Origin of the sequence: Pseudonocardia sp. N23 (assembly GCF_002583555.1) — a bacterium.
GTDB lineage: Bacteria > Actinomycetota > Actinomycetes > Mycobacteriales > Pseudonocardiaceae > Pseudonocardia.
In genome coordinates, this window is record NZ_BEGX01000077.1 from 178,217 (window position 1) to 200,477 (window position 22,261).

A 22,261-nucleotide genomic window follows, 5' to 3' on the forward strand; every position below is an offset into this window, starting at 1 on the left:
GTGCTGATCACCAGAGTTTCCCGGTCGCGATCTCGGCGCCCCGGACCAGCGAGCGCATCTTCTCCCAGGCGAGCTCGACGACGACCCCGCCCCAGCCCGCGAACGTGCCGAACCCGCAGTCCGTGCCGGCCATCACGCGCTCGCGCCCGACGATGTCGGTGTAGCGGAGGATGCGCTCGGCGACGAGCCCCGGGTGCTCGACGAAGTTCGTGGTCGTGTCGATGACCCCGGGACAGAACACCTTGTCGTCAGGGATCTTCGCCGCCGCCCAGCCGGCCCAGTCGTGGCCGTGGCGGGGGTTGGCGGCCTCGCACAGCAGCGTGCCCGGCTTCGCGCTCAGCACGACGTCGGCGATCTTCTCGACCTCGATGTCGAACGTGTGCGGGCCCTCGTAGTTGCCCCAGCACAGGTGCATCCGCACCTTCTCGGCGGGGACGTCGCGCAGGGCGTGGTTGAGCACCTCGACCTGCACCTCGGCGCGCTTGAGGAAGTCGGCGTCGGACAGGTCCTTGAACTTGTTGTGCCGCCCCATGCCGAGGTCGGGGGCGTCGATCTGCAGGTCGAACCCGGCGGCGACGATCGCGTCGTACTCGGTCTTCATCGTCTCGGCGATCGCGTTCAGGTACGAGTCCTCGTCGGGGTAGAACTCGTTGGGCTGGAACAGCGCGACGATCCCCGGCGAGGGTGCGTTCATGAACCCGCCGACGACCCCGGCACCGTCCACGGCGGCGGTGAGGTTCGCCAGGTCGGTGTCGAGCGGCCCGCGGTCGGCGTAGGAGAGCTCGGCGCGGCAGATCGGGCGCAGGTAGGCGACGGTGTCGCCGGAGGCGTGCAGGCGGTCGCGGTAGCCGGGGTACTTGTCCAGATCGGCGGGGGTGGCCCGCGGTGCGTCGCCGATCTCGAAACCGGAGATGCGGTGCCGCAGGTAGGTGGCGTAACCGATCTTGCTCATCTCGCCGTCGGACACGACGTCGATCCCGACCTCGGCCTGCTGCACGACCTGGTCACGAACGGCGTCGCGCACCGCGTCGGCGAGCTGGGTCTGGTCGACGTCCTCGCCGCGGTCGTCGGCGTTGAGCAGGTCGAGCAGATGCTCGGGCCGCGGCAGGCTGCCGACGTGCGTGGTCAGGATCCGATCGGTCTGGGGCATCCTTGCTCCTGTCCTCGATCTGGTTGTGCGGTGGGTCGGACGTGGCGCGCGGGGACCGTGACGACCCCGCCCGCGGTCACCACTGGTGCAGGTTGGCGTCCAGCTGCTGGAGGGCGTCGACGACGCTCATCAGGTGCGCGCGCATGGTCTTCTCCGCGAGGTCGGCGTCGCCGGAGCAGACGCTCTCGATGACCTCGATGTGCTCCCGCATCCCGACCGAGGGCCGGCCGGGCAGCAGCGCGACGGTGTAGTGGTAGCGCACGCTCTGGGTGCGCAGCCGGTCGAGCATGTGGGCCGCGGTCTCGTGCCGGGAGATGTCGCGGATGGCGCGGTGCACCTCCTGGTTCGCGCGCGTGTAGGCCATGACGTCGCCGGCCTCGACGGCCGTGCGCAGCTCGTCGCTCAGCGCGCGCAGGCTCTTCTTCTCCTCGGTGGTGATGCGCTGTGCGGCTTTCGCGGCACACAGCCCCTCGACGACCGCGCGGGCCTCGGTGATCTCGACCGCCTCGTCGAGGGAGATGGGGCGGACGCGGGCGCCGCGGTTGCGTTCGCGCAGCACGATGCCCTCGTTCTCCAGCTGGGCCAGCGCGGTGCGCACGGCGCCGCGGGAGGCCTGGTAGAGCGAGACCAGGTCGGCCTCGGGCAGCCGTTGTCCGGGTGCGTAGCGCCCCTGCATGATGCCGTCGCGGACGGCGGTGACGACCCCGTCGACCGTCGCGGTCGACGGCTCGTCGGACGCCGTCCCATTGCTCACGGCCATGCGGTGCCTCCTGGTCGGACCCGGGGTCGGGCTTCGTTCCGGGCACACGCTACTCGTAACCAAGATTGTTAACAATCTAGTTGCCACTATCGCGAACACGGGGCTATGGTCCGAGCCACACCGAGACGACGCCGAGCCCGTCCGCGACGGGCCCGCACCGGCCGACCACGTGGTCGCGCCGCCCGGTGGAGGGCCGGGCGGCCCACTCGTGGCTGCCCGCCGGAACGGTACGACGGCAGCACAACTGCACGCCGGGGAGAGGACGTCGATGAGGACTTCCGTCGAGAACGGCGGACCGCGGGTCGTGGTCGTGAGCGCCCACGCAGCGGACTTCGTGTGGCGCGCGGGCGGGGCCATCGCCCGATGCGTGGAAGACGGCGGCTCGGCCACCGTCCTGTGCCTGAGCTACGGGGAGCGCGGCGAGTCCGCAGCCCTGTGGCGCGAGCCCGGGGCGACGCTGGAGACCGTCAAGGCCGCCCGGCACCAGGAGGCGACGAGCGCGGCCGAGACACTCGGCGCCGACATCGAGTTCCTCGACGCCGGCGACTACCCGCTGACGGTCACCGACGCGGTGCTCGACGCCGTCGTCGCCCTGTTCCGCAGGGTGCAGCCCGACGTCATCCTGACGCACGCGGCGCGCGACCCCTACAACCTCGACCACGCGCTCACCCACGAGCTCGTGCTGCGGGCACGGATGGTCGCCCAGGCCCACGGCCTGCCCGACCGGGACACCCAGCCGCTCGGCGCGTCGCAGGTGCTGGCCTTCGAGCCCCACCAGCCCGAACAGTGCGACTTCAAGCCCGACCACCTGCTCGACATCACCTCGGTGTTCGAGCGCAAGCACGCGGCGATGAAATGCATGGACGGCGCGCAGGGCCACCTCGTCGACTACTACGTCGACCTCGCCACCCGCCGGGGCGTCCAGGCGGTGCGCAACGGCGCACCCAGGTCGGTCGTCCAGGCCGAGGCCTACATGCGGACCTTCCCGACCGTGGGAAGCAGCATCTGGTGAGCCGCCACGTCGTCGTCCGGTCCTCCGCCGCGCCCGACGCGGCGGCGGTCAAGGAGCTGCGCACCCAGGGCGTCGCCACCGTGCACGAGGCCCAGGGCCGCCGGGGGCTGCTCGACCCGCGCGTCGCACCCCGCCAGCAGGGCGCCGCGATCGCGGGCCGCGCCGTCACGGTGCTCTCGCACCCCGGTGACAACCTCATGATCCACGCCGCCGTCGAGCAGTGCGAACCCGGCGACGTCCTCGTCGTCACCACCACCTCCGACTCCACCGACGGCATGTTCGGCGAGCTGCTCGCGGTCTCGCTGGCCGCCCGGGGCGTCGTCGGACTCGTCACCGGCGCCGGCGTCCGCGACACCGCGGAGCTGCGCGCGATGGGCTTCCCCGTGTGGTCGCGCGCCGTGAGCGCGCAGGGCACCGTCAAGAACAGCCCCGGGTCGGTGAACGTGCCGATCGTCGTCGCCGGCGCCCGCGTCGAGCCCGGCGACGTGATCGTGGCCGACGACGACGGCGTCGTCGTCGTGGCCCGCGAGGAGGCCTCCGAGGTCGCCGCCGCAGGCAACGCCCGGCTGCGCTCGGAGGAGGAGAAGCGGGCCCGGTTCGCCGCGGGCGAGCTCGGCCTGGACATGTACGGGCTGCGTGCCGACCTCGAACGACTCGGCGTGACCTACACCGACGCCCCACCCGGTTCCTGACGTTCGGCCGGCCGGCCGCGACCCGCGGACGACCGGCCCCACCACCGGCCGACCACCGATCCGGAAAGAAGGACGACGATGCTGTCAGCGGAGGACAACGACCTCATGTGCCGGGTCGGCCCCGGCACGCCGATGGGTGACCTTCTGCGCCGCTACTGGACCCCCGCGCTCCTCGCCAGCGAGGCGCCCACCCCCGACGGCGACCCCGTCCGGGTCCGTCTGCTCGGCGAGGACCTGGTCGCGTTCCGCGACACCGACGGGAAGATCGGCCTGATCCAGGAGAACTGCCCGCACCGCGGCGCCTCGCTCTGGTTCGGGCGCAACGAGGAGTGCGGGCTGCGCTGCCCGTACCACGGCTGGAAGTTCGACCGCGACGGCAACTGCGTCGACATGCCCAGCGAGCCGCCGCAGAGCGTCTTCAAGGACAAGGTCAAGATCACCAGCTACCCGACTCACGAGTCCGGTGGCGTCGTGTGGACCTACATGGGCCCGCGCGAGCAGATGACGCCGTTCCGCGACTTCGGCACCGAGACGCTGGCGCCCGAGCACGTCTCGGCCACCAAGCTGCACACCACCTGCAACTGGGTGCAGGCCATGGAGGGCAACCTCGACACCTCGCACATCTCGTGGCTGCACCAGTTCCACTCCGTCCCGGACATCCCCGACGACGGCAGCGACAAGCCCGGCTACCCCTCGAACCCGCAGTCGTGGAAGTTCTGGCTGCACGACCGCGCGCCGCGCCTCGAGATCGAGGACACCTGGTACGGGTTCAAGTACGTCGGCGTCCGGACCACGCCCAACGGGCACAAGCACGTCCGGATGAGTGCGTTCTGCTTCCCGTACATCACGGCGATCGCCACGGTCCCCTGGGGCTGCCGGCTCGGCATCTTCGTCCCCATCGACGACGAGAACTGCTGGCGCTACAGCATCACCACGCGTGAGGTCATCAACCCGCGCGACATCGGTGGCCCGAACCTGTTCTCGGTGAGCCCCTTCAAGTTCGGCCGCGCGGAGGTCAACGGGAACGGGATCATCCCGCGCGAGTACACCGCCGAGAACGACTACGGCATCGACCGCGAGCACCAGCGGGAATTCAGCTTCTCTGGTGTGGCGGAGTTCGTCAGCCAGGACCTCATGGTCACCGAGTCCATGGGCCCGATCTACGACCGCAGCCAGGAACGCCTCGGCACGTCCGACAAGGCGATCATCCGGATGCGCCGCCAGCTGATCGCGGCCGCGAAGAAGGTCCGCGAGGGTGGCGAGGCACCCGCCGTCGCCGGCGACCTCGACTACCGCAGCATCCGGTCGGCCGAGAAGATCCTCGAGACCGACGAGGACTGGCGCATCCTCGGCACCAACGAGGACCCGACAGTGGTCGAGATGGACGTCGACGGGATCCGCGACCGCAACCCGCTGCCCTCGGCAGGCACCTGACCCCCGCGGACGGGGGACCGCCTCGCGCAGCGCGCAGGCGTCCCCCGTTCCGGCACCCGGACCGGACGGCCCCTCGCGGGCCGGGGCTGCCCGGTCGTACCCGCCTCATGCACCACCCGACCCCGCGCGCGGTGCGCGCGACGAACTCGATGGAGAGTCACATGCGGATCCGTCCCGTGCGGACCCGGTCGGCCGGGAGAGTCGTCACGATCCTCGTGGCGCTGCTCGGCCTGCTCGTTGTCGCGGCCTGCGGCGCGGCGCCCGGCGGCAAGCCCAACGACGGTGGCCCGATCGCCGCGGTCGACCCCTACGGCTCCGACCTCGCCGCCGACGGCACGCCGAAGAACGGCGGCACGCTCGTCCTGGGCATGGACCGCGAGATCGTCAGCTACGACCCGACGACGCAGAACTCGAACATGGCCGCGATGGCCGTCTACGACTCGCTGATGAAGCTGACCCCGGACGGCAAGGCCGTGCCGTTCATGGCGAAGTCGATGGACTCGCCCGACAACGGCACGACGTGGAACCTCGCGCTGCGTCCCGAGGTGAGGTTCTCCGACGGCACCCCGCTCGACGCCCAGGCCGTCATCACCAACGTGCAACGCCACATCGACAAGGTCTCGTCGCCCGCGCACGCCTACGCGGCGCAGATCGCGTCGATGACCGCGACCGACCCGTACACCGTGACGTTCACGCTCAAGGCGCCGCTGGGCGTGTTCCCGACCGTGTTCGCCCAGCCGATCACCTACGGCAGCCTCGGGCTCATCGTCTCGCCGGCTGCGCTGCAGCAGTACGGCAACGACATCGGCCGCCACCCCGTCGGCGCGGGGCCGTTCACCTTCGTGGAGTGGGTGCCGGACTCGCACGCGACGTTCCAGAAGAACCCGACCTACTGGCAGCAGGGCCTGCCGCACCTCGACAAGCTCGAGTTCCGGCCCATCCCCGACACCGACTCGCGGCTCGCCTCCATCCAGAACGGTGACGTCGACGTCGCGTTCGGCGGCTACAGCCAGGAGCTCGTCCCGGCGCTGGCCAACCCGAACCTGAAGGTCTACTACGGCCCCGGCAACGCGGGGGAGTACCTGTACTTCAACTTCGCCAAGGCGCCCTTCGACGACCGCCGCATGCGTGAGGCCGTCATCCGCGGCCTCGACCTGAACGCGATGGGCGCGAGCATGTACAACAACCGCCTCGTCAAGGCCAACAGCCTGTTCGAGTCGGCGAGCCCTTACCACACCGACGCCGCCTCCCAGGAGTGGCCGACCTACGACCCGGCCAAGGCGAAGGCGCTCATCGACGAGTACAAGGCCTCCGGCGGCAACCCGGTCTTCACGTTCAAGACGACGACCGCGCGCCGCGCGATGGGCGAGTTCATCCAGGCGCAGATGGCCGCGATCGGCGTCACCATCGACGTCCAGTACTTCGACCTGGCGCAGTTCTCGTCGAAGGTCGTGCAGAGCAACGACTTCCAGCTCACGACGTGGGTCGGCGGCTTCGACTCCGCCTACCCCGGCACCTCCCGGCTGCTGCGCACCGGCGGCAACACCAACTACGGCAAGTACTCGAACCCGCAGGTCGACCAGCTGCTCGACCAGGCGGCCTCGACCAGCGACGACGCGGCCCGCACCCAGGCCTACCAGCAGGTCGAGATGATCGCCGGCAAGGACCTGCCGGTGGCGTTCTTCAGCCGCAGCTACCTGTCCACGATCACCAAGCCGCAGGTCAAGGGCATCGACCGGTACACCTCGCGGGACATGTTCTACGCGAACACCTGGCTCGACCGATGACCGCGGCCCGCACCACCCGACAGCACCGGAGAGGAGTGGCGCCATGACCTACCTCATCGCCGAGCCGTGCGTCGACCTGATGGACCGCAGCTGCGTCGACGTCTGCCCGGTCGACTGCATCTACCAGGGCGGACGCAAGCTCTACATCAACCCGGCCGAGTGCATCGAGTGCGGCGCGTGCGAACCGGAGTGCCCGGTCGACGCCATCGTGCTCGAACAGGAGCTCACCGACGACGAACGCGTGCACCTGACCGACAACGCCACGTTCTTCTACGACACCCTGCCCGGCCGCGACGCCCCCCTGGGCGACCCCGGCGGGGCGAGCACGGTAGGACCCGTCGACATCGACACCCCGCTGGTCGCAGCGTTGCCGCCGCGGGAGAGCTGAGGCCGTCATGGCAGAGATGACCATCGCGACACCACCGACCACGACCGCGCCACCCGGCGAGACGCCGGGCAAGGCGCCACGCGGGGGCAGGCGCAAGGCGGCCGTGCGGCGGATCCGGCGCCGGCTGGTCCACCTGCTCATCGTGCTGATCGCGGTGACGTTCCTGTCGTTCGTCGTGATCGACCTGCTCCCCGGCGACGCCGCGGTCGTCGTCGCCGGTGACAACGCCACCCCCGCGCAGGTCGCGCAGGTGCGCATCGACCTCGGCCTCGACCGGCCGATGATCGTGCGCTACGTCGACTGGCTCGGCGGCGTCGTCACCGGCGACCTCGGCCGCTCGTTCCGGACCGGGCAGCCCGTCACCGAGGCACTCGCGCAGCGCATCCCGGTGACGTTCGAGCTGACGATCATCGCCCAGGTCCTGGCGCTGCTGATCGCGGTGCCGCTGGCCATCTACTCGGCCTACCGGCCGGGCCGCTTCGTCGACCGCACCTCGATGACCATCGGGTTCGGCGCCGCCGCGATGCCGCAGTTCGTGTTCGGCATGGTCCTGATCGTCGTGTTCGCCGGCGGCCTCACCAGCATCCTGCCCGCCACCGGGTACACCAGCTTCTTCACCGACCCGCTGGACAACCTGAGAACGATCATCCTGCCGTGCCTGACGTTGATGATCGCGGAGGCCGCGGTCTACCGACAACTGCTGAGGTCGGACATGATCTCGACGCTGCAGGAGGACTACATCCTGATGGCGCGGTCCAAGGGCCTGGGACCGCGGACGATCCTGCTGCGTCACGCACTGCGGCCCTCGTCGTTCTCGCTGATCACCCTGTCCGGGGTGAACATCGGGCGGCTCCTGGGCGGGACCGTGATCGTGGAGACGCTCTTCGCGATCCCGGGGCTCGGCCAGATGATCGTGCAGGCGGTGTTCAACCGCGACTACATGCTGCTCCAGGGCGGACTGCTGTTCGTCGCGGTGGCCTACGTCGTGATCAACATGATCATCGACCTGCTCTACCTCGTCCTCGACCCACGGGTGCGTCGCGATGCCTGACCTCCGGAAGACGACCACACCGAGCCTCGAGAAGGCGGCCGTCGCCGACCTCGACGCGACCGACTCGGAGATCACCTCCGCCGACCTCGACCTCGTCGAGCCCCTCACCGGGGCGACGCCCACGGAGCCGGCCAAGGGCCGCCGCAGGCGCACGCCGTTCGGCTGGTACCTCGCCTGGTTCTGGATCGCGGCCATCGTGATCTCGGCGATCTTCGCCCCGCTGCTGCCGCTGTGGGACCCCGCCGTCCCCGACTACAACAACGTGTTCGGCGGCATCACCCCGCAGCACTGGCTGGGCGGGGACACCCTCGGCCGCGACAACCTGTCGCGCATCATCTACGGCGCCCGGGCCTCCCTGCTCGTCGGCCTGTGCGCCGTGCTGCTCGGCGCGGTCGCCGGCGGCATCCTCGGCATGGTCGCGGGCTACTTCAGGGGCCGCACCGAGCGCGTCCTCGCCCTCGTCACCGACGTCGTCCTCGCGTTCCCGGGCCTCGTGCTGATCATCGCGATCGTCGCGATCCTCGGCGCGAGCCTGACGAACCTGATCGTCGGACTGGCGATCCTGTCGGTGCCGACGTTCATCCGGCTCGCCCGGGCGACGACGCTCGTCGTCACCCAGCGCGAGTTCGTGCAGGCCGCCCGCGCCTACGGGTGCCGGCCGATGCGGATCATCCTGCGCGAGATCGCGCCCAACGTCGTGATGCCGGTCGCCGCGTACGGCTTCATCATGGTCGGCGTGTTCATCGTCGTGGAGGGCTCGCTGAGCTTCCTCGGCCTGGGCATCCCGCCGCCCACCCCCTCGTGGGGCGGGATGATCGCCGGCGGCCGCACCCAGCTGATCGAGTACCCGCACATCTCGCTGATCCCCGCCGCGGTCATGTTCCTGACCGTGCTGGCCATCAACTACGTCGGCGAGCGGAGCCGCAAGCTGTTCGAGGTCAGGGAGAGCAACCTGTGATGCGCCCGACGACGCCCACGGCCGAGAAGGCCCCCACCACCACGGACACCACCACCGGTCGGCATGCCCGTCGCGAAGGTTTCGAGGACGGCGCACTGCTCACCGTCGACGACGTCCACGTCCGGTTCCACACCCGCAACGGCGTCGTGCACGCCGTCGAGGGCGTCTCGATGGCGCTCAGCGAGGGCGAGGTCCTCGCCGTCGTCGGAGAGTCCGGATCGGGCAAGACCGTCTTCACCCGACGGGTCATGGGCCTGATCTCCGGGAGCCGCGACACCGACGTCGAGGGCACCGTGACCTTCGACGGGATCAGGCTCTCCGAGCTCGACGCCAAGGGCCTGTCCAAGGTGTGGGGCAAGGAGATCGCGCTGGTCCTGCAGGACCCGATGACCTCGCTCAACCCGGTCAAGCGGATCGGCACCCAGATCACCGAGACGCTGCGGCTGCACCAGAACCTCACCAAGCAGGACGCGAACGCCCGCGCCGTCGAGCTGCTCCGCTCGGTCGGGCTGAGCGAGCCCGAACGCCGGGTGCGCCAGTACCCGCACGAGCTCTCCGGCGGCATGCGCCAGCGCGTCACCATCGCGATCGCGCTCTCGTGCAGCCCGCGGCTGCTGCTCGCCGACGAGCCCACCACCGCACTCGACGTCACCGTGCAGGCCCAGATCCTGGACCTGCTCGGCGACCTGCAGTCGCGACTGGGCATGGCGATGCTGCTGGTCACCCACGACCTGCGCGTCGTGCGCAGCCGCAGCGACCGCATCGCCGTCATGTACGCGGGGCGGATCGTGGAGACCGCGGCGACGAAGGACCTGTTCGACGCGCCCCGGATGCCCTACACCGAGGCACTGATGAACGCGGTCCCGCCGATCACCGGGCCCAACCACGTCCGGCTCGCCGTCATCCCGGGCCGCCCGCCGGACCTGCTGGCCCCACCGAAGGGGTGCCGGTTCAGCCCGCGCTGCCCGTACGCGCAGGACCGCTGCCTGACCGAGGAGCCGCCGCTGCGCGACGCCGCCGAGCTCCCCGGTGGGGCGACAGGCGACCACTCGTTCCGCTGCTGGTACCCGGTGGGGACGGCGGAGAACGTCGAGGCCCGCAGGGTCAACGTCGAACGCGGCGAGACCGCGGCCGGGACGCCGGTGACGGGGGAGATGGTGCCCGCATGAGCAGCACGGAGATCACCCGCGAGACGAGCGCGGTCATGGACGAGCCACGCGAACAGCCGGCCACCGACGACGTCGTCCTGCGACTGGAGGACCTCGTCGTCGAGTTCCCCGCGGGCGCGGGCCAGATCGTCCACGCGGTCTCGGGGATCAACCTCGAGGTCCGCCGCGGCGAGACCCTCGGCCTGGTCGGCGAGTCCGGCTGCGGCAAGTCGACGACCGGGCGCGCGATCATGCAGCTGCCCCGGCCGACGAGCGGCTCGGTCCACTTCGACGGCCGCGACCTCGCGTCGCTGTCGGCCGAGGAGGTCCGCAAGCTGCGGCCCAAGCTGCAGATGATCTTCCAGGACCCGATCTCGTCGCTGAACCCGCGACGGCGGATCCCCGACATCGTCGGCGACCCGCTCGTCGTGTGGGGACGTGGCTCGGAGAAGGCGAAGGTCGTCCCCGAGGTGCTGCGCGCCGTCGGGCTCGACCCCGACCAGGTCGCCGACCGGCGCCCGCACCAGTTCTCCGGCGGCCAGTGCCAGCGCGTCTCCATCGCCCGCGCCCTGGTCCTCGAGCCGGAGGTGCTGATCTGCGACGAGCCCGTGTCGGCGCTCGACGTGTCCGTGCAGGCCCAGATCCTCAACCTGCTCGAGGACATGAAGGCCCGCTACGGCCTCACGCTGGTGTTCATCGCCCACGACCTGGGCGTCGTGCGCAACATCAGCGACCGCGTCGCCGTCATGTACCTCGGGCGGATCTGCGAGCTCGGGCCCACCGAGGCGCTGTTCGACGCGCCCGTGCACCCGTACTCACGGCTGCTGGTGTCGTCGATCCCATCGATGGAGGGCGCCCAGCGCGGGGAGGTCGGTACGGGCGAGATGCCGTCGCCGGTCTCGCCGCCCAGCGGCTGCCGGTTCCGCACCCGCTGCCCGCTGGCCACCGAACGGTGCGCCTCCGAGGTGCCCGAGATGCGGGAGGTGGCCCCCGACCGGTTCACCGCCTGCCATCACCCGATCCTCGACACGCCCGTCGAGGCGTCGTTGCCGGTCGCCGGGGCGGCCCCGGCGGGCGCGGGTGACCCGTCGACCAACGGGTCCGCGCCGGCCCCCGCGGACAGCTGAGCACCGCCGGGCGTACCCGGTCCCCCCGGTCGTCGCCGGGAGGACCGGGCCGCGTCGGTGGGCGTGGCAGCGGCTGGGGCGTCGTCGTCGCCGGAGCGGTGCTGCTCACCGTCCAGACCGGGTGCGTGATCAGCGCGTTCGGTGCCTATCTCGTCGCGATCACCGCGGACACCGGATGGACACCCGGGCTCGTCGCCGTCGCGTTCGCGATCATCCAGCTCGGCAACGGCACGATCTCCCCGGTCACCGGCTGGGCCTGCGACCGGTTCGGCACCCGCGCCGTCGCCGCGCTGGGCACCCTGCTCACCGCGGCCGGCTGCGCGATGGTCGCGCAGGCGGGCACCACCGGCGGGTTCATCGGCGCCGTCGTCGTCGTGTCCCTGGGCTGCTCGGCGGCCGGCATCACCCCGCTCACCGTCGCCGTCGTGCAGTCGCTGACCGACCGGCGCACCCTCGCCCTCGGGCTGCTGCCCAGCGGGATCGCGCTCGGCGGGCTGCTGGTCCCGGCCGTCGTCTGGCTGCTGGACGCGGTCGGCTGGCGCACCACGTTCCTCGTCGTCGCGGCGGTGACGCTCGTCGTCGGGCTGGTGGCGACGCTGTGGCTCCCGGGCCCGGTCGCGCGGCCCGCCCGGTCCGGCCAGGGCATGCGCTGGGGACGTCGCCGCGTCGCCGTGGCCGCACCCGAGGCACCCGTCGTCGGACCCGACCCCGGCACCGGGCCCGACATGGACCTGCGCGCCGCGATCCGCACCTCCGCGTTCTGGCTGCTGATCGTCGGGCACGGCTGCGCCCTCGTCGCCGTCGGCGCGATGAACCTGCACCTCGTCCCGCTCATGACCCACGGCCGCGGCTTCGACCTCGCGATCGCGGGGCTCGCCGTCGCAGGCATGTCGGTCACCCAGCTCGTCGGCCAGATCGTCACCGGGGTCGTCGGCGACCGGTTCGACAAACGCCGGCTCGCCGTCGGCTGCATGGTGGTCCAGACCGCGGTGCTCGTCGTCCTCGCGACGGCGTCGAGCCTCGTGCTGGTCGTCGCCGCCGCGCTGGTCCACGGCCTGGCCTGGGGGCTGCGCGGGCCTGCGATGAACGCCATCCGCGCCGACTACTTCGGCACCCGCGCGTTCGGCACCATCACCGGCTGGTCGATGGGGTTCGTGTCGCTGGGCATGGTGGGTGGGCCGCTGCTCGTGTCGGTGTTCGCCGAGGGCTCCGGCGGCTACCCGGCCGGGTTCCTCGCCGCGACGGTGGCGACCGTCGCGGGTCTCGTCGCGTTCCTCGTCGTGCGTCCGCCGCGGCCGCGCGAGCCCGCCGGGACGCGGGCCGCCGCCGGGACGGACCTGGCCGCGACGCAGCGCGACGGCGGCTGCGGCTGCGCGGCCGCGCCCGGGTCGGCGGCGTGACCACCGGGCGTGGGTTCAACGACGGTGCGCACCACGCCGGGGCGCCGCGCGCCGGGCGCCGGGCTTCCTCGTGGGGGCGGGCGTCGCGGGACCCTCGCTGCGGCGGGGGGTGCGCGAGCTGTTGACGGTGCGCCCGCGGACGACCCCGATGAACTCCTCCATCAGCTCCGTGTTCGGCGCGTCCGGCCAGGCGAGCGCGACGTCCGAGCCCGGCGCGTCGGTCAGCGGCCGGTAGGTGAGGTCCTTGCGGTGGTGCAGGCGCGCCAGCGACTGGGGGACGACCAGCAGGCCGACACCGGCGGCGACGTACTCGACCGCCTCGGCCGTCGTCGCGGGGTCGAAGGCCGCCGCCCGCCCCGGCGGGTCGGCGGGCCAGTCGAGCTCGTCGTCCTGTGGGCGCAGGACGACCTCGTCGGCCAGGTCCGCGACCGTGGCCTCCTCGGCCGCGGTGACGACGTGCTCCTTCGGGACGACGGCCACCGTGGTCTCGGTGTAGAGCGGGATGGTGTGGAGGCCGACCCGGTCGATCGGCAGCCGGAGGACGGCGGCGTCGACCGCGCCCGTCCGGATCAGCTCCACGGCCACGTCCGTGGTCGCCGCGACCAGCTCGAGTGGGACGTGCGGACGGCGCTCGGCCCAGATCCGCACCCACTTGCCCGGCGTGACGCCCGGGACGTAACCGAGCCGGAACACTGCGGTCTCGCCCGGTCCTGTCACCCACCCACGATATCGGCTGGTCCGGCCCCGATATCCTCGGCACATGACGCGGCAGAGGTCCACCCAGACGATGAAGCCCGCGACCGCGGCCAAGAAGCTCGGCGTGTACCTCGACGCGACACCCGAGGAGTTCCGGGAGGGGGTGGTCTCGCGCGACGAGCTCGACGCCCTGCAGGCCGATCCGCCCGAGTGGCTGCGCGAGCTGCGACGCAACGGCCCGCATCCGCGCCAGGTCGTCGCCGACCGGCTGGGGGTGTCGATCTCCGGGCTGGCCCGGGCCGAGATCACCGAGCCGCTCACCACCGCCCAGATCACGACGTTGAAGGAGGAGCCGCCGGAGTGGCTGGTCCGTGAGCGGGCCACCCGGGCCGAGGCCCAGCGCGAGGAGGCGCGGGTGCGGGCCCAGCGGACCGAGCAGGCCACACAGCCCGCGCGGACGCCGCAGCCCGAGCGGACCAGGCAGCCCGCGCGGGCCGCGAAGCGTCGAGGTCCTCGGGTCGGGAGCTGACGGGGAGTCCGCTCAGCGTGTTTCGGCGGTCCGGTCGAACCCGTCGGCGAGGTCCTCCATCGCCGGCAGCGCCGCGAGCAGCGCGGCCGTCATCGTCGCCGGCATGTCCGCCAGGACCGCGGTGACCGTCGCCGACCGCTTCTCCCGGATCCGCTGCGTCGCCGCGCGGCCGGCGTCGGTGGCCTCCAGCAGCGCCGCGCGCTGGTCGGTCGGGTGCGGGGTGCGGCGGATCAGTCCCGCCGAGTCGAGCTTCGTGACGATGCGCGACAGCATCGTCGGGTTGATGCCCTCGAAGCGTGCGACCTCGGTGGGCCCGATCGGCCCGCGGAACCCGATGATCGCCAGCACCGACGCCTGGCTCGGCGTCAGGTCCTCGCTGATCGCCGACGCGTTGAGCACACGGGCCAGCCGGACGATCGCCCGCCGCAGGCGCGCGACGGACTCCGGATCGAACGTCACGGGGTCGCTCACGCGGCGCTCCTCTGGGGCTGCATCCGTCATGACTATCAGGGCCGCTCGGCGGGCGTGTCTCCCGGGGCGATCGACCTGCTCATCCGGGCGAGGGGGACCACCACACCGGTCGAGGTGTCGTCGAGCTCCTCGTCGACGGTGTAGCCCGCCGCCGCGTAGAGCGGCCGGCCCGCGACGGTGGCCATCAGCTCGACGCGGGTGAAGCCCTCCGCGGCGGCGGCCGCCTCACACAGCCGCAGCACCAGCGACCCCACACCACGTCGGACGTGGTCGGGATGGGTGTACATCGCCCGGATGCGGGCGGGCTGCGTCGCGGGGTCGAGGAGGGCGTCGTCGCGGCCGGCGGTGTGGTCGCCCCCGTAGAGCGTGGCCCGTCTGCTCCAGCCGCCGCACCCGGCGAGGACGGTCCCGCCCGTGAAGACCACGAAGTAGGTGCCGTCGTCGACCAGCCGGGTGTCGACGCCCATGATCGCCCGGCTCGCCTCGACCTGCGTGGCGTCGAGCCACGGCGAGAGCAGCCTGCCGATCGCGGCGTCGACGAGTGGCGCGAGCGCGGGCAGGTCGGCAGGGGTCGCGAGCCGGCTCGTCAGCGCCATGCCGAGATCATGCCACCGGCCCTCTCGTGCCCACCTCGCGCCGGACCGGCCTGTCCGGCTCGTCACGCGGACGTGCTGCCCGGGCCGGCCGGTGCGCCCGCACGGTCAGGTCGGGACCCGCAGCGCGAACCACAGCTCGGCGCGGACGCCGGGGGAGTCGAGGTCGCGGTCGCCCTGGCCTGGCTGTGAGGTGGTCCGACCGGTCCCCGGGGCCGACGGTGCCGGGGCGGCGGGGTGCGGGAGGATCACCGTCGTGACCACGTCCACGCAGCCGACGGTCCTCGTGCTCAACGGCCCCAACCTGAACCTGCTCGGCACCCGCAACCCGCAGGTCTACGGGTCGGCGACGCTCGACGACGTCGCCGCGCTGTGTCGTGACGAGGCGGCGGCGCACGGCTGGGCCGTGGACCTCCGGCAGACCAACCACGAGGGAGCACTGGTCGACTGGCTCCACGAGGCCGGCGCCACCCGGGGCTGCCCGGGTGTGGTGCTCAATGCGGGCGCCTACACCCACACCTCGGTCGCGCTGCACGACGCGATCGAGGCGATCGACGTCCCTGTCGTCGAGGTGCACATCTCCAACGTGCACCGTCGCGAGACCTTCCGGCACCACTCCTACGTCTCGCCGGTGGCGGCGGGGATCGTCGTCGGCTTCGGCGTCGCCGGGTACGCGCTGGCCGTGCGGGGCCTCGCCACCCGCTGACCGCCCGACACCCCGCCGAGTTCGACCCCTGCCGAGTTCGACCCCTGCCGAGTTCGACCCCTGCCGAGTTCGACGTTCGACTGGTTCCACCCATGATCGAACCAGGTCCCACGTCGACGTCGGCGGAGCGTGGCGTGAGCCCGCGGGACCCACAGGCCGGTGCGACGGTCAGTGCGGCGGGTCGAAACGGCGGGAGAGGCGGGCGAAGGTTGCGGGGACCGCGCCGTGCACCCGGGAGCCCAACGTCAGCCAGCGCGGCACGAACACCTCGGACCTGTTGCGCCCCACGGCGTCGACGACTGCGGCCGCCACCCGGTCGGCGCTCACCGGCCGCGGGAACGAGCGGTGGTAGGCCGTGCCGCGGCGCGCGAAGTAGGGGGTGTCGACGGCGCCGGGGAGGATCGTCGTGACCCGCACCCCGGACTCCAGGCGCACCGCGTCGGCGAACCCGCGCAGCCCGGCCTTCGTCGCCGAGTAGACCGCCTCGCCGCCGACGCCGACCGCAGCGACGGAGGCGATGAACACGACGTGCCCGTCGCGGGTGCGCAGGGTGGGCAGCAGGGCCGTGGTGAGCCGGATCGGGGCGGCGAGGTTCACCGCGAGCATGGCGTCGGCGGTGGGGGCCGGGGTGTCCTGCACCGGACCGGCCCAGCCCAGGCCGGCGCCGTGCACCAGCAGCCGGACCCGGCCGTCGGCGGCGGCGCGGACCGTCCCGACCCCCTCGGCGGAGGCGAGGTCGGCGACGACGGCGCTGCCCCCGCAGGCGGCGGCGACGGCGTCGAGCCGGACCCGGTCACGCCCGCTGACGACGACGTCCCAGCCGGCGTCGGCGAGCCGCAGTGCGACCGCCGCACCGATGCCGGACGAGCCACCCGTGACCAGCGCGGTGCCGCTGCTCACGCGCTCACCCCGGCGCGGGGCCAGCGGGCCGGGCGCCGACGGCCTCCATGGCCTCGAAGCGGTGCAGCAGGTGGGTGCCGCGCGCGGTGATCAGTGCGATCCCGGCGACGACCACCAGCGCGGCGATGCACTCCCCGACGAGCTTGCCGGGGGAGGTGTCGAGCTGCTCGCCCAGCCAGCCGACCCCGATCAGGACGGCGACGACCGGGTCGACGCTGGTGATCACCGCGACCGCGGGCGAGATCAGCCTGCCCTGCTGGAACGTGTTCTGGCTGAGCAGGAACCCGAGCGGCCCGATCACACACACCACGTAGAGCGCCATGTGCCCGAACGGCTCGGTCCAGCCGATGCGCAGCTGCCCGGTGACGACCTTCATCAGCCCCGCGGTGACGCCGTAGAGCACCCCGGTGGCCAGGGCGAGTGCCAGCACCCGCGACGGGTGCGCGACCACCGCCGCGTAGACCAGGCAGCCCACGACGAGCGCGGCGAGCGCGATCCCCAGCGGCAGCCCGTCGGACAGGTCGAGGCTCTCGTGCGTCCCGCCGGGGATCGGCCGGGCCAGCAGCAGGAACGCCGAGAGGCCCGCGGCGCAGCACAGCGCGCCGAGCAGGATCACGACGTCGGGGCGGCGCCGGGCCATCAGCGCGGAGAACCCGGCGGCGAACGCGACGCCGGTGACCAGCAGCGGCTGCACGACGGCGATCGGCCCGAACGCGAGCGCGACGAGCTGCAGCAGCAACGCCGCGATCGTCGCGACGAGACCGAGCAGCCACATCGGCCGGCCGAACAGCTCGACCAGCAGCCGCGGGCTCAACGTCGGGGTGACCTCCACCTCCTTGGTGGCCCGCTGCTGGGCGGCCGTGGCCAGGCCGAACCCCGCGGCCCCCAGGACGGCAGCGGGGACCGCGATGAACATGCCCATCGAGGCGTCCAACGCCACCCCCAGCCACTGCTCCCCGGTGTGCGGTCACCCCCGGCCGCACACGTCACTCATATCGCGCAACGACGCGTGGAGACAATCAGGTATTCCCCCGATCCCGCGGACGATACCGGCGTCCACCGACACTCCCAGCGTCGTCCACCGCCCCCAGTTGAGGGCCCCGACGGCGAGCCCGACGCCCTCGGCCAGCGGCAGGACGGGGTAGACCTCGCTGATCAGGGCGCCGCGCATGTGCAGCGGCCGGCGCGCGCCGGGCATGACCGAGGCGAGCAGATGGAAGAACCGCCGCCCGTACACGCCGCCGACCAGTGGCCCCTGCGCGCGGCCGGGCAGCACACCGAGCAGCCGCAGCACGGCGGCGGCGCCCTCGGGCTGCCCGCTCGTCGTGCCGCGGTCGAGGAGCTCGGCCACCCGGGCGACCCGCGCGGCGGGCGTCATCACCCCCGTCGGGAGGTCGAGCGACACCGCGGCGGTGCGGTTGCCGGCCGACCGGCTGCCGACACCACGGGCGGTGCGTGTGGTGAGCGGCACCATCGCGCGGACGCGGTCCGGGGCCCCGCCGGGGGCGTTCGCGTCGAGATGGCGGTGCAGGAACTCGGCGATGACGGCGAGCACCAGCGCGGTGGTGCCGACGCCGTGGCCACGCGCGGTCTCGCGGACCTGCTTGCCGTCGAGCCGCACCCCGACGCGGTGGTGGCCGGGACCGCCGACCCGTCCGGTGAGCGGGGACCGGCCCGCGGTGCCCGCCGTCGCGAGGCCCGCGACGCCGCGGACGATCCGCGCCGCCGCGCGCACCCGGTCGCGGACGGTCGGCGGGCCGCCCGCGTCACCGGGGCCACGGCCGGAGGGACGACCGGGCAGCGCGGCCTCCTCGTCGGTGAGCAGCCGGATGAGGGCGTCGGTGACCGCGAGCCCGTCACCGAGCGCGTGGTGGACCTTGGCCAGCACCCCGATGCCCTCGCCACCGGTGTGCCGGGCGATCAGGATCTGCCAGCCGGTCCGCTCGGGGTCGACGGGGTCGGTGAAGAACGCGGTCAGCGCGTCGTCCCAGGTCGCGTGGTCGCCGCCGGGGCCGACGGAGACCGTGTCGGGGCGGACGTGGCGGGCGGGGTCGGGTGCGGGGTCGACGACCCAGCGCCGCGCCCGGCCGGGTTCGACCGGCGCGAGGCGGCGGGTGAGCAGCTCGATGCGTCCCGCCCGCTCGGTGACCAGCTGCGCGACGTGGGCTTGCCACGCCGCGGCGACCCCGGGACCGGCGCCGGGCCCGGTGACGTCCTCGACCAGCAACCGGGCCCCGACCTGCTGCGGGACGTCGGCGGTCGCGGCGTGCAGGAACAGGGCGTCCTGGGCCCGGACCCGCTCGCCGGGAACGGTGTCGGGCCGGGCCGGGACGAGCGCGGCGACGTCGGCGGCGAGGTCGGCACCGGCGAGCCGGGCCCGCAGCGTCGCCGCGGTGTCGGCGCGGACGCCGGGGTCGACGAGCGCGGCGACGGCGTCGCGCAGCTCATCCGGACCGGGGCACACGGTCGCCAGGCCCTCGCGGGCGAGCAGCTCGGCGTTGGCGCGGCCGTGCCCGGGGATGGGGGCGAACAGCAGCAGCGGCCGCGCGCACGCCAGCGCCTCCAGCGCGGTGGCCCCGCCGGCGTTGGTGACGACGGCGTCGCAGTCGCGGGTGGTGGCAGCCGGGTCGGACACCCAGTCGACGACGCGCATCCGCACGCCGCGTGGGTGGTGCCCGGCGAGGCGTTCGAGCCGGGTCCGGACCGACGGCACCCGGCCCGCGCTGACCAGCACGTCGCCGCCGCCGTCGAGCACCGCGGCACAGGCCCCGGCGACGTCGCCGAACGCGAGCGACCCGCACGAGACGTACACCAGCGGCCGGGCCCGGACGGGCGCGTCGTCGGCGGGCGGTGCGAACGCGCCCGTCACGGGTAGCGCCGCGACCCGGACGGCGGCGCCGGGCACGGCGCGGCGCAACAGCCGCGCACCGCCGGGAGTGCTCACGAGGTGCAGGTCGAGGGCCTTGTCCCCCCACAGCGGGTGGGGTGCGGGGTCGGCGACGAGCGCGGCGGCCGGCACGGTCAGCCTGCCCGTGCGGCGCAGCCGGCCCAGGCCCAGCACCGCCTCGGGAAAGGTGGCGACGACGAGGTCGGGCTCGTGCGCGGCCAGCGCCGTCGCGATGCCGCGGGCGCTCCAGCGGGACACGACCGCGCGGGTCCCGGCCCGGAACGGCGGCACGTGCCACAGCGCCCGGAAGTACAGCTCGTAGAGCCAGGGCAGGCGGCGCACGCACCCGGCGTAGATCGCGGGGAACAGCGACCCGGCGGCGGGCCCCATGGCGTCGAGTGTCTCGGTCCAGACGACCTCGACGCCGGGCCACAGTGCGCGGGCCTGCTCCTCGACGGCGCGGGCGGCGGCGTGATGGCCCTCGCCGAGGCTGCCGGTGACGAGCAGGACCCGCCGGGGCGCGCCGGGCGGCGGCGCCGGGGGAGCGGGAGGGGACGCGACCGCAGGGCGGGTCCCGGTGCCGGTTCCGACGGACGTGCTCGTGCCGGTGCTCATCCCGCCACCCGTTCCGTGCTCGTGCCTGCGCGGGCGGCACTGCGCGCCGGGCGGGACGTCCCGCCGGACGCCGCGCCGGTGACCGCGCTAGCGTTCGTGTCGTGGAGATGATCGGCCCGCACGACGGGCCGGGCAGGGTCCTGGTGCTCTCCGCACCGGTCGGGGAGGGCCACGTCGCCGCGGCCCGGGCACTGGCGGCGCGGATGCGGGCGTTGTGGCCGCGCACGGTGGTGCGCGAGGTGGAGAGCACCGGCAGCGCGCACCGCGACGCCACCCTGGCCCGCAGCTACGCGGCGACGATGCGCTGGGCGCCAGGCCTCTACGGCGTCGCCTACGACGCGCTGCTGCACGCCCCGCGGGCCGCCGGGCCGTTCAAGGCGGTGACCGCGGCCCGCATCGGCCACGACCTCGCCGGACTCGTCGACGCCGAGCACCCCGACCTCGTCGTGTCGACCTACCCGATGACCAGCGGCGGGCTGGCGTGGCTGCGCCGCCACGGCAGGCTGCCGGGGCGCAGCGTCGCCGTCGTCACCGACATGGCCGTGCACCCGTACTGGGCGTGGCGCGACGTCGACGAGACGTGGACGCTGCTGGAGTCCTCCCGCGACCAGGCACTGGCCGCGGCCCCCGGCGCCGACGTGCGGGTCGCGCCCGCAGCCGTCGACGTCCGGTTCGCCCCGTGCGACCGGGTCGAGGCCCGCGCCGGCCTCGGCTGGCCGGGAGACGGGTTCACCGTGCTCGTGTCCGGGGGGTCCCTCGGCTTCGGGGACGTGACGGAGGTCGTCGACGCGGTGCTCGCCGCGCGGCCCCCCGTGCGGGTCGTCGTGCTCTGCGGGCGCAACGAGCGGCTGCGCACGGAGCTGGCGGCCCGCGGTCTGCCGGAGGCGACGTTGCGCGTCGTCGGCTGGACCGACCGGGTGCCCGACCTCGTCGCGGCGAGCGACGTCGTCCTCACCACCGCGGGCGGAGTCATCGCGACCGAGGCGCTCGCGGTGGGGCGTCCGGTCGTGTTCGCCGCGCCCGTCGCCGGGCACGGCCGCGCCGGGGCGCGGCTGGCCGAGGAGGCGGGCCTCGCACTGGTGTGCCCGCGCCCTGCCGACGTCACCACCACCATCGCCCGGCTGGCTGCCGACCCCGGGGTCACGGCGCCGCTGCGGGCGCGGGCCGCCGAGTTCGGGGCCCGTGACCTCGACGCCGCACTGCGGGACCTGGCCGTGCGGGTCCGTACCCCCGCTGCGCGGGCCTGAGGCGAACCCGCAGGTCAGCCCACGCGGACGGGACCGGCGACGGGCAACCCGACGCGCAGCCGGATGCCCTGCCCGCGCATCGAGCGGCGGAACCACCACAGCGATGTCACGATCCCCAGACCGACCAGCGAGTACGAGCCCGCCGTGGACACCATCAGATAGTTGCCGACGGTCTGGGTCGCGAGCACCGTGAGCGTCGTCGCCCCGTTGATCAGGAACACGATCGCCCACAGCAGTGACACCCGCTTGAAGAACCGCTTCATGTGCGGGTGCGCGGTGAGGCTGTCGGGGAAGGCGCAGAAGTCGTCGGCCAGCTTGGCCAGCAAGGGACGGTCGAAGCCGAGGGTGGCCAGCAGCAGCAGGGCGAAGACGAAGTTCTGCACCGTCGGCTGCAGGAAGTACAGGAACGCGCTTCCCGTCCACAGCCCGATGACGGTGCGCGCCACCAGCAGCACCGTGCTGATGACGAGGATCGCTGGGACGCGGCGTCGCAGGACCAGCCGGCGCCCGATCGCCACCGCCGACCAGGACAGGGCCGCGAGCAGTCCGGCGTCGAAGCCCGCGTGGGTGAACAGCACCCAGAACAGGGCAAGCGGGATGAGCGTCGACTCGAGAAGTGGACGCCCGGCCTGCCGCAGGAGCGACCCGATCGGAGGGAGGTGGATCAGGGTCGTCACGCGGGGGTGGTCCGGCATTCGCGCGGTCCGCCT

General features: G+C 73.2%; 22 protein-coding genes and 1 pseudogene. 13 read left to right on the top strand and 10 right to left on the bottom strand.

What is annotated here, in order from left to right:
- Positions 1 to 7: 7 nt before the first annotated feature.
- Entirely contained in the window at positions 8 to 1,150 is a 1,143-nt protein-coding gene (locus tag TOK_RS22475) for a cobalamin-independent methionine synthase II family protein (RefSeq protein WP_098959965.1), read from the bottom strand.
- A 76-nt stretch (positions 1,151 to 1,226) separates the two neighbouring features.
- A complete protein-coding gene (locus TOK_RS22480; protein WP_098959966.1) occupies positions 1,227 to 1,910 on the bottom strand; it encodes a GntR family transcriptional regulator in 684 nt (227 codons plus the stop codon).
- 268 nt (positions 1,911 to 2,178) lie between these two features.
- Between TOK_RS22480 and TOK_RS22485 the strand changes: the two genes are divergently transcribed.
- The 10 genes from TOK_RS22485 to TOK_RS22530 all read left to right on the top strand — a co-directional run bounded on the left by TOK_RS22485 (position 2,179) and on the right by TOK_RS22530 (position 12,907).
- The gene (locus tag TOK_RS22485) at positions 2,179 to 2,922 is read left to right on the top strand and encodes a PIG-L deacetylase family protein (RefSeq protein ID WP_098959967.1); all 744 of its coding nucleotides are present in this window, start codon (positions 2,179 to 2,181) and stop codon (positions 2,920 to 2,922) included.
- Positions 2,916 to 3,614: a 4-carboxy-4-hydroxy-2-oxoadipate aldolase/oxaloacetate decarboxylase gene (locus TOK_RS22490; protein WP_098960062.1), complete on the top strand. Its 699-nt coding sequence runs from the start codon at positions 2,916 to 2,918 to the stop codon at positions 3,612 to 3,614. Before TOK_RS22485 ends, TOK_RS22490 begins: the two co-directional genes overlap by 7 nt.
- Positions 3,615 to 3,692: 78 nt before the next feature.
- Complete coding sequence (locus TOK_RS22495) at positions 3,693 to 5,048, top strand: Rieske 2Fe-2S domain-containing protein (RefSeq protein ID WP_098959968.1); 1,356 nt, start codon at positions 3,693 to 3,695, stop codon at positions 5,046 to 5,048.
- A 161-nt stretch (positions 5,049 to 5,209) separates the two neighbouring features.
- Positions 5,210 to 6,835 (top strand): ABC transporter substrate-binding protein, encoded by a 1,626-nt coding sequence (locus tag TOK_RS22500; protein ID WP_098960063.1) that lies wholly within the window; start codon positions 5,210 to 5,212, stop codon positions 6,833 to 6,835.
- A 43-nt stretch (positions 6,836 to 6,878) separates the two neighbouring features.
- A complete protein-coding gene (gene fdxA / locus TOK_RS22505; RefSeq protein ID WP_098959969.1) occupies positions 6,879 to 7,223 on the top strand; it encodes a ferredoxin in 345 nt (114 codons plus the stop codon).
- 7 nt (positions 7,224 to 7,230) lie between these two features.
- Positions 7,231 to 8,274: an ABC transporter permease gene (locus TOK_RS22510; protein WP_098959970.1), complete on the top strand. Its 1,044-nt coding sequence runs from the start codon at positions 7,231 to 7,233 to the stop codon at positions 8,272 to 8,274.
- Entirely contained in the window at positions 8,267 to 9,232 is a 966-nt protein-coding gene (locus TOK_RS22515) for an ABC transporter permease (RefSeq protein ID WP_098959971.1), read from the top strand. The genes TOK_RS22510 and TOK_RS22515 overlap by 8 nt, the downstream gene beginning before the upstream one ends.
- A complete protein-coding gene (locus TOK_RS22520) occupies positions 9,232 to 10,401 on the top strand; it encodes an ABC transporter ATP-binding protein (RefSeq protein WP_253258562.1) in 1,170 nt (389 codons plus the stop codon). Before TOK_RS22515 ends, TOK_RS22520 begins: the two co-directional genes overlap by 1 nt.
- 35 nt (positions 10,402 to 10,436) lie before the next feature.
- Positions 10,437 to 11,507, top strand: coding sequence for an ABC transporter ATP-binding protein (locus TOK_RS22525; RefSeq protein WP_098960065.1), 1,071 nt, complete (start codon positions 10,437 to 10,439; stop codon positions 11,505 to 11,507).
- Between the two features lie 98 nt (positions 11,508 to 11,605).
- The gene (locus tag TOK_RS22530; protein WP_172457712.1) at positions 11,606 to 12,907 is read left to right on the top strand and encodes an MFS transporter; all 1,302 of its coding nucleotides are present in this window, start codon (positions 11,606 to 11,608) and stop codon (positions 12,905 to 12,907) included.
- A 15-nt stretch (positions 12,908 to 12,922) separates the two neighbouring features.
- On the opposite strand, the gene TOK_RS22535 is transcribed toward TOK_RS22530, so the two are convergent.
- Positions 12,923 to 13,624 carry a LysR family substrate-binding domain-containing protein gene (locus TOK_RS22535; RefSeq protein WP_172457713.1) on the bottom strand — a complete coding sequence of 234 codons (702 nt, stop codon included), beginning with the start codon at positions 13,622 to 13,624 and terminating at the stop codon, positions 12,923 to 12,925.
- A 43-nt stretch (positions 13,625 to 13,667) separates the two neighbouring features.
- Between TOK_RS22535 and TOK_RS22540 the strand changes: the two are divergent.
- A pseudogene (locus TOK_RS22540) lies at positions 13,668 to 14,036 on the top strand (DUF5997 family protein); the annotation flags it as partial.
- Between the two features lie 108 nt (positions 14,037 to 14,144).
- Here TOK_RS22540 and TOK_RS22545 read toward each other — a convergent pair.
- From TOK_RS22545 to TOK_RS32795, 3 genes are all read right to left on the bottom strand, one after another.
- On the bottom strand, positions 14,145 to 14,603 hold the full coding sequence (locus TOK_RS22545) for a MarR family winged helix-turn-helix transcriptional regulator (protein WP_172457714.1): 459 nt from the start codon (positions 14,601 to 14,603) through the stop codon (positions 14,145 to 14,147).
- Between the two features lie 35 nt (positions 14,604 to 14,638).
- A complete protein-coding gene (locus tag TOK_RS22550) occupies positions 14,639 to 15,199 on the bottom strand; it encodes a GNAT family N-acetyltransferase (protein ID WP_098959974.1) in 561 nt (186 codons plus the stop codon).
- Positions 15,200 to 15,304: 105 nt separating this feature from the next.
- A complete protein-coding gene (locus tag TOK_RS32795) occupies positions 15,305 to 15,466 on the bottom strand; it encodes a hypothetical protein (protein WP_172457715.1) in 162 nt (53 codons plus the stop codon).
- Here TOK_RS32795 and aroQ point away from each other — a divergent pair.
- Positions 15,453 to 15,902 (top strand): type II 3-dehydroquinate dehydratase, encoded by a 450-nt coding sequence (gene aroQ / locus TOK_RS22555; RefSeq protein ID WP_098959975.1) that lies wholly within the window; start codon positions 15,453 to 15,455, stop codon positions 15,900 to 15,902. The two genes, TOK_RS32795 and aroQ, sit on opposite strands and share 14 nt — an antisense overlap.
- A gap of 168 nt (positions 15,903 to 16,070) precedes the next feature.
- Here the strand turns inward: aroQ and TOK_RS22560 are convergent, their stop codons facing one another.
- From TOK_RS22560 to TOK_RS22570, 3 genes are read right to left on the bottom strand one after another with little or no spacing between them, the layout of a single operon-like run.
- Positions 16,071 to 16,802, bottom strand: a complete 732-nt coding sequence (locus tag TOK_RS22560) for an SDR family oxidoreductase (protein WP_098959976.1) — start codon at positions 16,800 to 16,802, stop codon at positions 16,071 to 16,073.
- Between the two features lie 4 nt (positions 16,803 to 16,806).
- A complete protein-coding gene (locus tag TOK_RS22565) occupies positions 16,807 to 17,742 on the bottom strand; it encodes a DMT family transporter (RefSeq protein ID WP_253258564.1) in 936 nt (311 codons plus the stop codon).
- Between the two features lie 27 nt (positions 17,743 to 17,769).
- Complete coding sequence (locus TOK_RS22570; protein ID WP_098959977.1) at positions 17,770 to 20,304, bottom strand: wax ester/triacylglycerol synthase domain-containing protein; 2,535 nt, start codon at positions 20,302 to 20,304, stop codon at positions 17,770 to 17,772.
- A gap of 107 nt (positions 20,305 to 20,411) precedes the next feature.
- Here TOK_RS22570 and TOK_RS22575 point away from each other — a divergent pair, with 107 nt between their 5' ends.
- On the top strand, positions 20,412 to 21,551 hold the full coding sequence (locus TOK_RS22575; protein WP_253258573.1) for a glycosyltransferase: 1,140 nt from the start codon (positions 20,412 to 20,414) through the stop codon (positions 21,549 to 21,551).
- 14 nt (positions 21,552 to 21,565) lie between these two features.
- Here the strand turns inward: TOK_RS22575 and TOK_RS22580 are convergent, their stop codons facing one another.
- Positions 21,566 to 22,228: a VC0807 family protein gene (locus tag TOK_RS22580; protein WP_306305159.1), complete on the bottom strand. Its 663-nt coding sequence runs from the start codon at positions 22,226 to 22,228 to the stop codon at positions 21,566 to 21,568.
- Positions 22,229 to 22,261 lie beyond the last annotated feature (33 nt).